Source organism: Serratia sp. DFXYC6 (assembly GCF_057196085.1).
Genome location: NZ_JBXUNV010000001.1, coordinates 960,291 through 975,879 on the forward strand (window position 1 = coordinate 960,291; position 15,589 = coordinate 975,879).

15 protein-coding genes are annotated in these 15,589 nt (G+C 58.5%); 12 read left to right on the forward strand and 3 right to left on the reverse strand.

What is annotated here, in order from left to right:
- Position 1: 1 nt before the first annotated feature.
- The 3 genes from AC2CGQ_RS04710 to ydgT all read right to left on the reverse strand — a co-directional run bounded on the left by AC2CGQ_RS04710 (position 2) and on the right by ydgT (position 1,950).
- Positions 2–1,033, reverse strand: a complete 1,032-nt coding sequence (locus AC2CGQ_RS04710) for an NADP-dependent oxidoreductase (RefSeq protein ID WP_484593500.1) — start codon at positions 1,031–1,033, stop codon at positions 2–4.
- An 84-nt stretch (positions 1,034–1,117) separates the two neighbouring features.
- Positions 1,118–1,537, reverse strand: coding sequence for a universal stress protein UspC (uspC, locus tag AC2CGQ_RS04715; RefSeq protein WP_484593501.1), 420 nt, complete (start codon positions 1,535–1,537; stop codon positions 1,118–1,120).
- Positions 1,538–1,734: 197 nt separating this feature from the next.
- Positions 1,735–1,950, reverse strand: a complete 216-nt coding sequence (gene ydgT / locus AC2CGQ_RS04720; protein WP_004934895.1) for a transcription modulator YdgT — start codon at positions 1,948–1,950, stop codon at positions 1,735–1,737.
- Between the two features lie 1,344 nt (positions 1,951–3,294).
- Between ydgT and flhD the strand changes: the two genes are divergently transcribed.
- The 12 genes from flhD to cheZ all read left to right on the forward strand — a co-directional run bounded on the left by flhD (position 3,295) and on the right by cheZ (position 15,524).
- Entirely contained in the window at positions 3,295–3,645 is a 351-nt protein-coding gene (flhD, locus tag AC2CGQ_RS04725) for a flagellar transcriptional regulator FlhD (RefSeq protein ID WP_004934891.1), read from the forward strand.
- Positions 3,645–4,229: a flagellar transcriptional regulator FlhC gene (gene flhC / locus AC2CGQ_RS04730; RefSeq protein WP_016927281.1), complete on the forward strand. Its 585-nt coding sequence runs from the start codon at positions 3,645–3,647 to the stop codon at positions 4,227–4,229. Before flhD ends, flhC begins: the two co-directional genes overlap by 1 nt.
- 145 nt (positions 4,230–4,374) lie before the next feature.
- On the forward strand, positions 4,375–5,265 hold the full coding sequence (gene motA, locus AC2CGQ_RS04735; RefSeq protein WP_015378266.1) for a flagellar motor stator protein MotA: 891 nt from the start codon (positions 4,375–4,377) through the stop codon (positions 5,263–5,265).
- The gene (gene motB / locus AC2CGQ_RS04740) at positions 5,262–6,326 is read left to right on the forward strand and encodes a flagellar motor protein MotB (protein ID WP_004934882.1); all 1,065 of its coding nucleotides are present in this window, start codon (positions 5,262–5,264) and stop codon (positions 6,324–6,326) included. Before motA ends, motB begins: the two co-directional genes overlap by 4 nt.
- Positions 6,323–8,326, forward strand: a complete 2,004-nt coding sequence (gene cheA / locus AC2CGQ_RS04745; protein WP_044031008.1) for a chemotaxis protein CheA — start codon at positions 6,323–6,325, stop codon at positions 8,324–8,326. The genes motB and cheA overlap by 4 nt, the downstream gene beginning before the upstream one ends.
- Positions 8,327–8,358: 32 nt before the next feature.
- Positions 8,359–8,859 (forward strand): chemotaxis protein CheW, encoded by a 501-nt coding sequence (cheW, locus tag AC2CGQ_RS04750; RefSeq protein WP_004934876.1) that lies wholly within the window; start codon positions 8,359–8,361, stop codon positions 8,857–8,859.
- A 195-nt stretch (positions 8,860–9,054) separates the two neighbouring features.
- Complete coding sequence (locus tag AC2CGQ_RS04755) at positions 9,055–10,725, forward strand: methyl-accepting chemotaxis protein (protein ID WP_031299749.1); 1,671 nt, start codon at positions 9,055–9,057, stop codon at positions 10,723–10,725.
- Positions 10,726–10,801: 76 nt separating this feature from the next.
- Entirely contained in the window at positions 10,802–12,427 is a 1,626-nt protein-coding gene (locus AC2CGQ_RS04760; RefSeq protein WP_004934871.1) for a methyl-accepting chemotaxis protein, read from the forward strand.
- A 28-nt stretch (positions 12,428–12,455) separates the two neighbouring features.
- A complete protein-coding gene (gene cheR, locus AC2CGQ_RS04765; protein WP_025159837.1) occupies positions 12,456–13,328 on the forward strand; it encodes a protein-glutamate O-methyltransferase CheR in 873 nt (290 codons plus the stop codon).
- Positions 13,328–14,377 (forward strand): protein-glutamate methylesterase/protein-glutamine glutaminase, encoded by a 1,050-nt coding sequence (locus AC2CGQ_RS04770; protein WP_099982185.1) that lies wholly within the window; start codon positions 13,328–13,330, stop codon positions 14,375–14,377. Before cheR ends, AC2CGQ_RS04770 begins: the two co-directional genes overlap by 1 nt.
- 102 nt (positions 14,378–14,479) lie before the next feature.
- Positions 14,480–14,869, forward strand: a complete 390-nt coding sequence (gene cheY, locus AC2CGQ_RS04775; protein ID WP_004934862.1) for a chemotaxis response regulator CheY — start codon at positions 14,480–14,482, stop codon at positions 14,867–14,869.
- A 10-nt stretch (positions 14,870–14,879) separates the two neighbouring features.
- Positions 14,880–15,524: a protein phosphatase CheZ gene (cheZ, locus tag AC2CGQ_RS04780; RefSeq protein ID WP_004934858.1), complete on the forward strand. Its 645-nt coding sequence runs from the start codon at positions 14,880–14,882 to the stop codon at positions 15,522–15,524.
- The last annotated feature ends 65 nt before the right edge of the window (positions 15,525–15,589 follow it).

Below are 15,589 nucleotides of genomic sequence, written 5' to 3' on the forward strand. Positions count from 1 at the left end.
ATTATTCGTCGGCGACGCGGATCACCAATTTGCCGAAGTTTTTGCCCTGCAGCAGGCCGATAAGCGCCTGTGGCGCTTGCTCCAGCCCGTCGACGATGTCTTCGCGGAACTTGATTTTCCCCTGTTCGACCCAACTGCTCATTTGTTGCAAGAACTCGTCAAAGCGTGAGCCGTAGTCGTCGAAGATGATAAAGCCCTGCATACGGATGCGTTTGCGCAGGATCAGCCCCTCCAGCAGCGGCAAGCGGTCCGGCCCCGCAGGTAACCCGGTGGCATTGTAATGGGCGATGATGCCGCATACCGGAATACGCGCTTTGGTGTTCAACAGCGGCAGTACGGCGTCGAACACCGCCCCGCCGACATTCTCGTAATAGATGTCGATACCCTGTGGGCAGGCGGCGGCCAACCGTTCGGCAAAGTCTGGGGCGCGGTGATCGATACAGGCGTCGAAACCCAACTCTTCCACCACATAGCGGCATTTTTCCGCACCGCCGGCGACGCCGACGACGCGGCAACCTTTCAGTTTGCCGATTTGGCCGACCACCGAACCAACCGCACCGCTGGCGGCGGCCACCACCAGCGTTTCACCCGCCTGTGGTTGGCCGATGTCGAGCAGCCCCATGTAAGCGGTAAAACCGGGCATGCCGAGCACGCCCAGTAGGCGGGAAGGGTGCGGCAAATGCGGGCCGAGGTTGCGCAGGCCGCTGCCGTCGGACAGCGCATATTCCTGCCAGCCGTCATACCCCAATACCCAATCGCCGACGTTGAAATCGGGATGCTGTGAGGCCGCCACGCGCGATACCGTACCGCCCACCATCACCTGACCGATCTCCACCGGCGGCGCATAGGAGGGGGCATCGCTCATGCGTCCGCGCATATAAGGATCCAACGACAGATATACGGTGCGCAGCAGCAGTTGGCCGGCGCCGGGTTGCGGTGCGGGGACGGTATCGAGACGGAAGTTCGCCGCTGTCGGTTCGCCGTTCGGACGCGAGGCCAGCAGGAAGCGGCGGTTCTGTTGAGAAGGGGACATCGAAAGCTCCTTTGTGGTGCGGCAAACAAGGTCCGTTAAGCCTAGTGCAGGAGCGCTGAGGCGACGTGACCGAATGTGCTTAGCTCAGAGCGGAACGATCAACACGTCGATATGACTGATATTGATAAAGCGGGCGGCGGAACAGGAGACTTTGTTCATCATGCTGTCTCGGTGATTGCCGCAGAGCAGCAGGTCAAACGGCTGACGGCGGCTGGCGAATGCCAGGCTGTCACCCAGCTCGCCATGCACGATCAGCGTATCGGCGATAGGGTAGCTGGCGCGTTGGCGCAGTTCCTCCATAAACAGCCGGGTTTCCTCTTCCATCAGCGAGCGCAAATCGCCCAGCATCGGCCCGGCGAAATTATTGTACATTTCCGGATTGGCGAGGGTGCTTAACAGGGTGATGCTGCCGCCGTAGGGGCGAACGATGGAGACGGCCTTTTCCACCAGGCGGTGGCTGTCAGGGGCAACGGCGACGGTAACCAGAACGTTTTGATACCCCATATCCGACTCCTTGTTGTATCCATCGTGTTTCAGGCTGCTGCAGCGGCGGCCTTGGTGGAAGTACTGCGTCGGATAAAGGGTAGAACCTGGCGGGGGGAATAAATGTGTTTCATATCACGCGCGGCAATAAAAGCTGAATGTGCCCCGGTTATATAGCAATAAAAGATAAAACCGTTGCCGCACGTAATTTCACTGAATTAAAGCACCTGTGCCCACAGCGTTTTCGGCACCTTGCCCAGATCGAACAATTTACCGGCAACCAGCTCGGCGCGACGGTGGTCGGCGGCACGGTACATATTGCTCATTTCCGTATCGTTTTCAATGGAGTAGTTCAGTTTGTCGTACACCTTCTCCAGGCTGTCCAAAGAGGAGCATTTACGAAATGTCAGCAGATATTCGAGCGTATCGGTCATGATTAAAATATAGCCTGTTAATAGTTAAAGCCGGGTGAATAACACATAGCGACTCACGGCGACGCCGTCGAGGCAGCGATGTACGACCTGACAAAAATCATTTCAATTAAATAAATTGCACTGGGTAATGATGTCGCGCCGCCCGTAGCGGCGCTTTGGTAAATCATAATATGCCAGTGCGCCGTCAGCAATCTCAGCCTGCTGATTAATGGAGAAATAGGGAAAGTCTCAGGGCGGTTGACGGTCGACGCGTCGTCGTTCGTGCTGTGGGCAAGCACAAGGTGCCGTGCCGGGCCTCTTTTGGGTGATTTTTTCACCCGGCCGTGGCGCCGCCGCGGCATTGGGCGATGTTTGTCGCCGCTGCTTGCGTTGAAAAGCCGTTTTGTTCGATGAAGAAATATGAACAGTAAAACAAAACTGCGTTTTATTTTATGACAATGAAGCAATGAAAGCCAAAGCCATGTAAATAATCTCTGGAGGGAGGGGGAATTATCTCGGCGTCAGAAAAAGAAATAAAAAGCATTAAAGTTTTATGAATTGCTGCCGATATAACGTTTTGGGGGAATTTAACTCAAAAAAAGCACTCTTGCATCGTGCTAATACGGAAACATATCGTTACGTCTGTTGGCTTGTTCACTACGCCTGCGAATCATTGATAAGCCATAATCACCTGATGTTGAAAATTAGAACAGCCTCAGGCTGAAGGCTTAAGTCAAATCCGATAGCTAATAACCTCATAGTTTACATTGGTTATTTTTCAGCTTGGATATTTTTTAGTAACTCAAATGGTTATTTATACTGAGTTTGTTGCCTATATGCAGATTTTTGTTCTGTTATTTTGGTTTGGTGATGCTTTTGTTCGAATTGATCTAAAAAAGATAATTTTTTGGCGGATAAACATTGTTTTTAAGACGTTTTTTTACCTGTGGCTATTTTATGAGCAAAATGGCGGTCAATAAGTGAGCGTATTTGGGGGTATTTGGCTTAATTATTTTTTATTTTTGTGATCTATATCACATTGTATTTAAAATTGCCTCTCACTTACATTGTGTGTGCTAATGGTTCGGGGGTAGAGTTGCGCTGCTTTAGGAATAATCTTATTAAATTTGTAAAAATAGTTTCATGGTGACTAAACACTATCGAAGCAGAATGCTGTACATCCATACACGTTGGTTTACGCTCGTAGCAAATACTGAACAGTGGTCGAATTTAGCGATTGTCGAAAATTATAGCAGTCGTTTTTGAGAGATTAATTTGCCAACTTTGGGAAACAACCCAAGTCACGGGCGATAAAATTTATCACCCAGCGTATGTTTTTAAACATAGTCTGTCGGGATGGGGAATATGGGTACGTCTGAATTACTTAAGCATATTTATGACATCAATCTGTCATATTTACTTTTAGCACAGCGTTTGATCAACGATGAAAAAGCGTCCGCAATGTTTCGCCTGGGTATTGATGAAACCATGGCCGATGCGCTGGCGCAGCTGACTTTGCCGCAAATGGTTAAACTGGCCGAGACCAACCAGCTGGTTTGCCACTTCCGCTTTAACGAAAGCCAGACCATCGAACGCCTGACCAAAGAGTCGCGCGTCGACGATCTGCAACAAATCCATACCGGCATTTTGCTATCAAGCCATTTACTGCAAGAGCTATCGAGTAAAGACGCTAGCCCGACGAAGAAAAGAGCCTGATGATGGTTGAGAAAAGTATCGTTCAAGAAGCCAAGGACATTCAGCTCGCCATGGAGCTGATTTCGCTGGGAGCCCGATTGCAGATGCTGGAGAGTGAAACCCAGCTTAGCCGCGGGCGCTTGATTAAACTTTACAAGGAGTTACGCGGCAGCCCGCCGCCAAAAGGAATGTTACCGTTCTCAACCGACTGGTTTATGACCTGGGAACAAAATATTCACTCGTCGATGTTTTACAACGCTTACCTGTTTCTGATGAAAAGCGGGCAGTGCAGCGGCGTGGAGGCGGTGATCAAAGCCTATCGCCTCTATCTCGAGCAGTGTCCGCAGCAGGCCGGCGAGGCGCCGTTGCTGGCGCTGACCCGTGCCTGGACGCTGGTGCGCTTCGTCGATAGCGGCATGTTGCAGCTTTCCGCCTGCAGCTGCTGCGGCGGCGCATTTATCACCCACGCGCACCAGCCGCTGAATGGTTTCATCTGCAGTTTATGCCAACCCCCATCCCGCGCCGTAAAAAGACGTAAACTTTCGCCGCAACTGGCCGATATTATTCCTCAACTGCTGGACGAGCAGGTCAAACGCGCCATTTGAGCCGCCACGTTGCCGGCTCTCGGCAATGAATACCGACGTGTGATACGCAGGGGCGGCATGCCGCCCCCAGACATGCAGCCTGGTCTGTCGCGCCAGGGCGCGTTTGCCCCACCTTCCATCCACATTGTTAATTTAAGGAATGCGTGTGCTAGTTATTTTGGGTTATCTCGTGGTATTGGGTGCGGTGTTTGGCGGCTACCTGATCGTGGGCGGTCATCTCGGGGCGTTGTATCAGCCGGCGGAGTTTCTGATTATCGGCGGGGCGGGCGTCGGCGCCTTTATCGTCGGCAACAACGGCAAAGCGATCAAAGCCACGCTGCGCGCGCTGCCGCGGCTGATGCGCCGTTCCAAATACAACAAAGATCTGTATATGGATTTGATGGCGTTGCTGTTCCGTCTGCTGGCCAAATCGCGCCAGCAGGGCATGCTGTCGCTCGAGTTCGATATCGATAATCCGCAAGAAAGTGAAATTTTCTCTAATTATCCGCGCATCCTTGCCGATAACACTCTGGTGGAGTTCATTACCGACTATTTACGGCTGATGGTGAGCGGCAATATGAATGCGTTCGAGATCGAAGCGCTGATGGACGAAGAGATCGAAACCTACGAGCAGGAAAGCGAAGTGCCCGCCGGCAGTCTGGCGATGGTGGGCGACTCCTTGCCGGCGTTCGGCATCGTCGCGGCGGTGATGGGGGTGGTGCACGCCCTGGCTTCGGCTGACCGTCCGGCCGCTGAGCTGGGCGCGCTGATCGCTAACGCCATGGTCGGTACTTTCCTCGGCATTTTGTTGGCCTACGGCTTCATCTCGCCGCTGGCGACGTTGCTGCGCCAGAAGAGCGCCGAAAACGTCAAGATGATGCAGTGCATCAAGGTCACGCTGTTGTCGAGTCTGAACGGTTACGCGCCGCAGATCGCAGTCGAGTTTGGCCGCAAAACGCTGTATACCACCGAACGTCCTTCTTTCGTTGAGCTGGAAGAACACGTGCGCCGCGTGAAAGCGCCGGCGCAGCAGGCGACGGAAGAAGAAGAAGCATGAAACAGAATCATCCGGTCGTTCTGGTCAGAAAGCGCAAGTCGCATCATGCCGCCCATCACGGCGGCTCCTGGAAGATCGCTTATGCCGACTTTATGACGGCGATGATGGCGTTCTTCCTGGTGATGTGGCTGCTGGCGATCGCCAGCCCGCAGGAGCTGACGCAAATCGCCGAATATTTCCGTACGCCGCTCAAGGTTGCCCTGACCAGCGGCGACAAGAGCAGTTCCGAGAGCAGCCCCATTCCTGGCGGCGGCGACGATCCCACGCAGCAGCATGGCCTGGTGAAAAAACAGGTCGATTCGCCGGACTCGCGCGCCGAAGAGCTGCGCCTGAACAAGCTGCGCGAAAAGCTGGATGAGTTGATTGAGTCCGATCCGCGCCTGAAGGCGCTGCGTCCGCATCTGCTGATCAACATGATGGACGAAGGGCTGCGCATCCAGATTATCGATAGCCAAAACCGGCCGATGTTCAAAACCGGCAGCGCGCAGGTCGAGAGCTACATGCGCGATATTCTGCGGGCGATAGCGCCGATCCTTAACGACCTGCCGAACAAAATAAGCCTGTCCGGCCACACCGATGACATCCCTTACGCCACCGGCGAGCGCGGCTACAGCAACTGGGAACTGTCGGCCGATCGCGCCAACGCCTCCCGGCGTGAGCTGATCGCCGGCGGCCTGGCGGAAGGCAAGGTGCTGCGGGTGGTGGGCATGGCGGCCACCATGAGCCTGAAACAGCATGGCGCCGATGACGCGATTAACCGTCGCATCACCGTGTTGGTGCTGAACAAGCAAACGCAAGAGGGCATCGAGCACGAAAATGCCGAAAGCAACGCGATGGATATCGCCCAGCCGGACAGCCTGAAGCAGCTGGCGCCGTCGGCGACCGCACCGGCCAGCCAAACGCCGGAACCCTCGGCGACGGCCCCGGAACCGGTGGCGACAACGCCAGGCGCTCCACCGCAGGCATCCCCGGCGATAGCACCGGCCGATCAGGCGCCGGAACCACCGGCGTCCGCACCCGCACCGACTAACCGCGACTCACAGCCAGAGGTGACCCCGTGAGCATGGACATTAGCGATTTTTATCAGACCTTCTTTGATGAGGCAGACGAGTTGCTGGCCGACATGGAGCAACACCTGCTGGAGCTGGATCCGCTGGCCCCCGATATCGAGCCGTTGAACGCCATCTTCCGCGCGGCGCATTCGATCAAGGGCGGCGCGGCGACCTTTGGTTTTTCGGTGCTGCAGGAAACCACCCACCTGCTGGAGAACCTGCTGGACGGTGCAAGACGCCAGGAAATGAGCCTGAGCACCGAGATTATCAACCTGTTTCTGGAAACCAAAGACATTATGCAGGAGCAACTGGACGCCTATAAAACCTCGCAACAGCCTGACGCTGAAAGCTTTGAATACATTTGTCAGGCGCTGCGCCAGCTGGCGTTGGAAGCGCAACAGCAGCAAGAGGCGCCTGCGGCTCAACCGGCCGTTCAGCAGCCTGTCGTTAAGCCATCGGCCGCGCCGGCGGCGATCGAGGGCGGCATGCGCATCAGCCTGAACGGGCTGAAAGCCAGTGAAATCCCCTTGATGTTGGAAGAGCTGGGCAACCTCGGCGAGGTTAAAGATCCGCATCAGACGGAACACAGTCTGGACGTGACGTTGCTCACCTCCGCCAGTGAAGACGACATCAGCGCCGTGTTGTGCTTCGTGCTGGAACCGGAACAAATCAGCTTCTCGACGCCGACCCAGAGCGAACCGGCCATCGCAGAAGCGAGCTTACCGGAAGTGGCCGCCTTACCGGAGCCTGCGCCGGTCGCGAACGCCGCGCCGCCTGCCGCGAAACCGGCCGAAGCGCCAAAAGCGCGCGCCAAGGCGAGCGAATCCACCAGCATCCGCGTGGCGGTGGAAAAGGTGGATCAGCTGATTAACCTGGTGGGCGAGCTGGTGATCACCCAATCGATGCTGGCGCAACGCTCCGGCACGCTCGATCCGGTGAACCACGGCGATCTGCTGAACAGCATGAGCCAGCTGGAGCGTAACGCGCGCGATCTGCAGGAATCGGTGATGTCGATCCGCATGATGCCGATGGAGTACGTCTTCAGCCGCTACCCGCGGCTGGTGCGCGATCTGGCCGGCAAGCTGAATAAACAGGTGGAGCTGACGCTGCAGGGCAGCTCGACCGAACTGGACAAGAGCCTGATCGAACGCATTATCGATCCGTTGACGCACCTGGTGCGCAACAGCCTCGATCACGGTATCGAAGAGCCGGCTACCCGTATCGCCGCCGGCAAGTCGGCGGTGGGCAATCTGGTGCTGTCGGCCGAACACCAGGGCGGCAACATTTGTATTGAAGTCATCGACGACGGCGCCGGGCTGAACCGCGAAAAAATTCTCGCCAAGGCGGCTTCGCAAGGGCTGGCGGTCAGCGACAGCATGAGCGACGAAGAGGTCGGCATGCTGATCTTTGCGCCGGGCTTCTCCACCGCCGAGCAGGTGACCGACGTTTCCGGCCGCGGCGTCGGCATGGACGTGGTGAAACGGAATATTCAGGAGATGGGGGGCCACGTCGAGATCCGTTCGCAGGCCGGTAAAGGCACCACCATCCGTATCCTGTTGCCGCTGACGCTGGCGATCCTCGACGGCATGTCGGTCAAGGTGAACGACGAAGTCTTTATCCTGCCGCTGAACGCGGTGATGGAATCGCTGCAACCGCAGGCGGAAGATCTGCATCCGCTGGCCGGCGGCGAACGCGTGCTGCAGGTGCGCGGCGAATACCTGCCGCTGGTGGAGCTGTATCGGGTATTCGAAGTGGACGGCGCCAAAACCGACGCCACGCAGGGCATCGTCGTTATCCTGCAAAGCGCCGGCCGCCGCTATGCGTTGCTGGTAGATCAGCTGATTGGCCAGCATCAGGTGGTGGTGAAGAATCTGGAAAGCAACTACCGCAAAGTGCCGGGCATCTCCGCCGCGACCATTCTGGGCGACGGCAGCGTGGCCTTGATCGTCGATGTCTCGGCGTTGCAAACCTTGAACCGTGAAAAGCGTCTGACGGACGCCGCCGCATAATAATGAGTTTATTGATTTAAAAGGTGAATGATATGGCAGGATTGGCAGCCGTCAGCAAATTGGCTGGCGAAACGGTAGGGCAAGAGTTTCTGATTTTTACCCTGGGCAACGAGGAGTACGGCATCGACATCCTCAAGGTGCAGGAAATTCGCGGCTACGATCAGGTGACCCGCATCGCCAACACCCCGGCGTTCATCAAGGGCGTCACCAACCTGCGCGGCGTGATTGTTCCCATCATCGATCTGCGGGTGAAATTTTCGCAGCAGAGCGTTTCCTACGATGAAAACACCGTGGTGATCGTGTTGAACTTTGGTCAGCGCGTGGTGGGCATCGTGGTCGACGGCGTCTCCGACGTGCTGTCGCTCACCGCCGATCAGATCCGTCCGGCGCCGGAGTTCGCGGTGACGCTGGCGACCGAATATCTCACCGGCCTCGGTTCGCTGGGCGAGCGCATGCTGATCCTGGTGGATATCGAAAAGCTGCTGAGCAGCGAAGAGATGTCGCTGGTCGACAGCGTGGCGAAAAGCGTCTGATCCAAGACTCAAGGGGGCAGGGCGCTGCCCCCTTCAACCTTCACGTTCCCTGACCTGTCGCGATGGCCTCAGCCGCGCCCGGAACCCCCACTAAAAATAGTTACTTTCCCGCATAAAGTTTTGCCGCACGGCGCCGATAACTCTCACATTCAACGTCATCAGAGCCTGTCTGCGCGGGCTTCAACAAGGGAAATCATGTTAAATCGTATGAAGGTGGTCACCAGCCTGTTGCTGGTGTTGGTGCTGTTTGGCGCCTTGCAGTTGATTTCGGGCGGACTCTTTTTCTCCTCGCTGAAAAGCGATAAGGAAAACTTTACCGTCCTGCAAACGATCCGCCAGCAGCAGCTGCAGCTGAGCGAAAGCCGCGTTGACCTGCTGCAGGCACGCAACTCCCTGAACCGCGCCGGTATTCGCTACATGATGGATACCAACAAGATCGGCAGCGGCGCCACCATTGATGAACTGCTGGCCAAGGCGAAGGAAGAGCTGGGTGAAGCGGAAAGACACTACGCCGCGTACGAGAAAATTCCTCAGGACCCGCGCCAGGATCCTCAGTCGGCGGAACGCCTCAAGCAGCAGTACGATGTGCTGTACGGCGCGCTCTCCGAGCTGATCCAACTGCTGGGCGAAGGCAAAATCAACGCCTTCTTCGATCAGCCTACGCAGAGTTACCAGGACAACTTTGAGCAGAGCTACAACGTTTATCTGGAGCAAAACGGCAAGCTGTACCAAATCGCGGTTGACGGCAGTAACAGCTCCTACAACTCGGCTATTTGGACGCTGATCGTGGTGCTGGTGGTGGTGCTGGCGGTGATCGTACTGGTCTGGACCGGTATCCATCACATCCTGGTGCGCCCGCTGAACCGCATGATCGACCACATCAAACAGATCGCCGCCGGCGACCTGACTCAGCAGATCGTCGTCAACAGCCGCAACGAAATGGGCGTGCTGGCGGCCAGCCTGAAACACATGCAAAGCGAACTGATCGAAACCGTCAGCGGCGTGCGCCAGGGTGCGGACGCCATCTACAGCGGCGCGTCTGAAATCGCCGCGGGCAACAACGATCTCTCCTCCCGCACCGAGCAGCAGGCCGCTTCGCTGGAAGAGACCGCCGCTAGCATGGAGCAATTGACCGCGACGGTGAAACAGAACGCCGAAAACGCCCGTCAGGCTTCACAGCTGGCGCTGAGCGCCTCCGAAACCGCGCAGAAAGGCGGCAAGGTGGTGGCCAACGTGGTGCAGACCATGCACGACATCGCCGGCAGCTCGCAGAAGATCGCCGATATTACCGGCGTGATCGACGGTATCGCCTTCCAGACCAACATCCTGGCGTTGAACGCCGCAGTGGAAGCGGCGCGCGCCGGCGAACAGGGCCGCGGCTTCGCGGTGGTGGCCGGTGAAGTGCGCAACCTGGCGCAACGCAGCGCGCAGGCGGCGAAAGAGATCAAAGGCCTGATCGAAGACTCGGTCAGCCGCGTCGATATGGGCTCCGTGCTGGTGGAAAGCGCCGGGGAAACCATGGGCGACATCGTCAACGCCGTCACCCGCGTGACCGACATCATGGGCGAAATCGCTTCGGCTTCCGACGAGCAGAGCCGCGGCATCGATCAGGTTGGCCAGGCGGTGGCGGAAATGGACCGCGTGACCCAGCAGAACGCCTCGTTGGTGGAAGAATCCGCCTCGGCGGCGGCGGCGCTGGAAGAACAGGCCAGCATGCTGACCCAGTCGGTAGCGGTATTCCGCCTGAGGTCGGAAGGCCAGGAAGAGTTTAAAGCGCCTGTCACCAGCAAGGCGCAGGTAACACCGGTAATCAATCATAAGAAAATGAACGCCAGCGATCTGCAGGATAACTGGGAAACGTTCTGACCGGTATCGGGCCTCTCTCGCAGAGGCCCTTTTCCCTACGTAGGCCGGTCGCCGGCCGGCTGCAAGGAGGTTCACAGTGTTTAACCGAATCCGTATCTCTACCAGCTTGTTCCTGTTGTTGATGACCTTCTGCGTTCTGCAGTTGGCCAGCAGCGGCCTGTCGTATTCCGCGTTTCGTTCCGATAACCACAACCTCGACATCATCACCCTCGGCAGCCAGCAGCGCGATTCGCTCAGCCTGAGCTGGGTGTCGCTGTTGCAGGCGCGCAATACGCTGAACCGCGCCGGCACCCGCGCGGCGCTGAAACTGCCGCAGGAGCAGGTGAACGAATTGATGAGCAGCGCCCGCAGTTCGCTGCAGAAGGCCGATCTCTATTTCAATCAGTTTATGGCGGTTGAACGCAGCAGTGAACAGCAGAACCAGCAGACGGCCACCACCAAGGCCAGCTACGAGCGGCTGCGCGGCGCACTGCGTGAACTGATCGGTTTCCTGGAAAAGGGCGAGCTGCAGGCGTTTATGGATCAGCCGACGCAGAAAACCCAGGACCTGTTTGAGGCTGACTTCGTGCAGTACCTGCAGTTGGTCAACGGTGACATCAGCGAGGCTCGAGACGCCAACCAATTCTCCTTCACGCTGGCGGGCCTGATGCTGGCGGGGGCGGTCTTGATGCTGATCGTGGTGACCGGCAGCGCCATGTGGTGGTTGCGCACCATGTTGGTACAGCCGCTGAACCAAATCCGCAGCCACTTTGAGCGCATCGCCGCCGGCGATTTGGCGACGCCGATTCAGGTGTATGGCCGCAATGAAATCAGCATGTTGTTCGCCAGCCTGCAACGCACGCAGCAGTCACTGATCGGTACCGTCGGCGCGGTGCGCGACGGTGCGGAGTCGATTCTGATCGGCCTGCAGGAGATCGCCGAAGGCAATAACGATCTCTCTTCCCGCACCGAGCAGCAGGCCGCTTCGCTGGAAGAAACCGCCGCCAGCATGGAACAGCTGACCGCGACGGTGAAACAGAACGCCGACAATGCGCGGCAGGCCTCTCAGCTGGCGCGCGACGCTTCGGCCACCGCGGCCAAGGGCGGCGAACTGGCCGGGGACGTGGTCACCACCATGCACGATATCGCCAACAGCTCGCAGAAAATCGGCGCCATCACCAGCGTAATCGACGGCATCGCCTTCCAGACCAACATTCTGGCGCTCAATGCGGCGGTGGAAGCGGCGCGCGCCGGTGAACAGGGGCGCGGTTTCGCCGTGGTCGCCGGCGAAGTGCGCAACCTGGCGAGCCGCAGCGCGCAGGCGGCGAAAGAGATCAAGGTGCTGATCGACGAATCGGTCAGCCGCGTCAAACACGGCTCGGTGCTGGTGGAAAATTCCGGCGCCACCATGCAGGACATCGTGCGTTCGGTGACGCGCGTCACCGACATCATGGGCGAGATCGCGTCGGCTTCGGATGAACAGAGCCGCGGCATCGAGCAGGTGACGCAGGCGGTGACCCAGATGGATCAGGTTACCCAGCAGAACGCCGCGCTGGTGGAAGAATCCGCTTCTGCCGCCACCGCGCTGGAAGAGCAGGCCATTACCCTGGCCGACGCGGTCGCGGTATTCCGTCTGGCGGACGATAACTTCGTCGCGCCAGGTAACAGCAACAACGCAGTTTCACCCGTGGTAAAGGAAGCCCAAGATTGTCAAACCGCATAAGCAGCACGTTTTACTCCGGTGAGGCGGCATGAAACAGGCGCCGTCAACTTCTAACCGGGATACTGCGTCGATGTTGACGCAAATGGTGCAGCGCCTGCCGCTGTCGGACGTGCATTTTCGCCGTATCAGCCAGTTGATTTATCAACGCGCCGGCATCGTGCTGGCGGAGCATAAGCGCGAGATGGTTTACAACCGCCTGGTGCGCCGGTTGCGGCTGCTGGGATTGCACGATTTCGGCGATTATCTGGCGCTGCTGGAAAGCGATCCGAACAGCGCGGAGTGGCAGGCGTTCATCAACGCGCTGACCACCAACCTGACGGCATTTTTCCGCGAGGCGCATCACTTCCCGATCCTGGCGGAGCATGCGCGCTCGCGGCCGAACGGCTACAGCGTCTGGAGCACCGCGGCCTCGACCGGCGAAGAGCCGTATTCGATCGCCATCACGCTGAGCGATGCCCTGGGGCAGCGGGCCGGCAGTTGCCAGGTCTGGGCCAGCGACATCGATACGCAGGTGCTGGAAAAAGCGGAGGCGGGCGTTTACCGCCAGGAAGATCTGCGCACCCTGACGCCGACCCAAATGCAGCGCTATTTTCTGCGCGGCACCGGTCCGCATCAGGGGCTGGTGCGCGTGCGGCCGGAGTTGGCGGCGCGAGTGAACTTTCAGCCGCTGAATCTGCTGGCGCCGGAGTGGGCGCTGCCGGGGCAATTCGACGCCATTTTTTGCCGCAACGTCATGATCTATTTCGATAAGGCGACGCAGGAGCGCATCCTGCGCCGCTTCGTTCCCTTGCTTAAGCCGGGGGGGCTGATGTTCGCCGGCCACTCCGAGAATTTCAGCCAGATCAGCCGGGATTTCTACTTGCGTGGGCAGACCGTGTATGGGCTGACCAAGGAGAGGTAATGGGTAAAATCAGAGTGTTATGCGTAGACGATTCAGCACTGATGCGCCAGCTGATGACGGAAATCGTGAACGGCCATCCCGACATGGAAATGGTGGCGACCGCGCCGGATCCGCTGGTGGCGCGCGATCTGATCAAAAAATTTAATCCTCAGGTGCTGACGCTGGACGTCGAGATGCCGCGCATGGACGGGCTGGATTTCCTCGAGAAGCTGATGCGCCTGCGGCCGATGCCGGTGGTGATGGTCTCTTCGCTGACCGGCAAAGGCTCGGAAATCACGCTGCGCGCGCTGGAACTGGGCGCGGTGGATTTCGTCACCAAACCGCAACTCGGCATTCGCGAGGGCATGTTGGCCTACAGCGAGCTGATTGCCGAGAAGATCCGCACCGCGGCCAGAGCGCGCCTGCCTCAGCGCTCCAGCAGCCCGGCGCCGGCGATCCTCAGCCATGCGCCGCTGCTGAGCAGTGAAAAACTGATCGCCATCGGCGCCTCCACCGGCGGCACCGAAGCGATCCGCCAGGTGCTGCAGCCGCTGCCGGCTACCAGCCCGGCGCTGCTGATCACCCAGCACATGCCGCCGGGTTTCACCCGTTCGTTCGCCGAGCGGCTGAACAAGCTGTGCCAGATCACGGTGAAAGAAGCGGAGGACGGCGAGCGCGTGCTGCCGGGCCACGCCTATATCGCGCCGGGGGACCGCCATCTGGAGCTGACGCGCAGCGGCGCCAACTATCAGGTGAAGCTGCATGACGGCCCGGCGGTCAACCGCCATCGCCCCTCGGTCGACGTGCTGTTCCGCTCGGTGGCGCAATACGCCGGCCGCAATGCGGTGGGGGTGATCCTCACCGGCATGGGCAACGACGGTGCGGCGGGGATGCTGGAGATGCACCGCGCCGGGGCCTATACCCTGGCGCAGAACGAGGCGAGCTGCGTGGTGTTCGGCATGCCGCGCGAGGCGATCGCCAGCGGCGGCGTCAGCGAAGTGGTCGAGCTGGACAGAATGAGCCAGCGCATGCTGGCGCAGATCGCCGGCGGCCAGGCATTGCGCATTTGATTTCAGTCCGCAGGGTCTTCCCGGCGGCGATATGACCCAGGTTCGCCGTGCGGCGGCCTGCGGTGTTGCATCATTAAACGGTTAACTATTTCAGGAGTAACAATGGCAGACAAGAACCTCAGATTTCTGGTTGTGGACGATTTTTCCACCATGCGCCGCATCGTCAGAAATTTGCTCAAAGAGCTGGGCTTCAACAACGTCGAAGAAGCTGAAGACGGCGCGGATGCGCTGAACAAGCTGCGCGCCGGCGGTTTCGACTTCGTGGTGTCCGACTGGAACATGCCGAACATGGACGGGCTTGAGCTGTTGCAAACCATCCGCGCCGACAGCGCGCTGGCCGCGATGCCGGTACTGATGGTGACCGCGGAAGCCAAGAAAGAAAATATCATCGCGGCGGCGCAGGCCGGCGCCAGCGGTTATGTAGTAAAACCATTTACGGCGGCGACGCTGGAAGAAAAGCTCAACAAGATTTTTGAAAAATTGGGCATGTAAGGAGAGGGCGATGAGAGACATTCCAATGCCTGCCAGCGATGCAGCGACCGCGGGAGAGATCATCTCCCGCATCGGCCAACTGACCCGAATGCTGCGCGACAGCATGCGCGAACTGGGGCTCGATCAGGCGATCGCCCAGGCGGCAGAGGCGATCCCGGATGCGCGCGACCGTCTTGACTATGTCGTAACCATGACGGCGCAGGCGGCGGAACGGGCGTTGAACTGCGTAGAGGCGGCGCAACCGCGCCAGGCGGAGCTGGAATCCGGCGCCAACGCGTTGAAAGGGCGCTGGGACGAGTGGTTCGCCAATCCCATCGAACTGGACGACGCGCGTTCTCTGGTCAACGACACGCGCCAGTATCTGGATCAGGTGCCGGGCCATACGGCTTTCACCAACGCCCAGCTGCTGGAGATCATGATGGCGCAGGACTTCCAGGATCTGACCGGTCAGGTGATCAAGCGCATGATGGACGTGGTACAGGAGATCGAAAAGCAGCTGCTGATGGTGCTGATGGAAAACATGCCGGAGCAGCCGGTGAAGGAAAAACGGCCGAACGACAGCCTGCTGAACGGCCCGCAGCTCGACCAGAACGGCGTCGGCGTGATCGCCAATCAGGCGCAGGTCGACGATCTGCTCGACAGCCTCGGTTTCTGAGGCCTTTCGGGGCGCGCGACGGCGCGCCCCGACAACAAGCCACGTCGTTTTGGTCTCATCCCCTA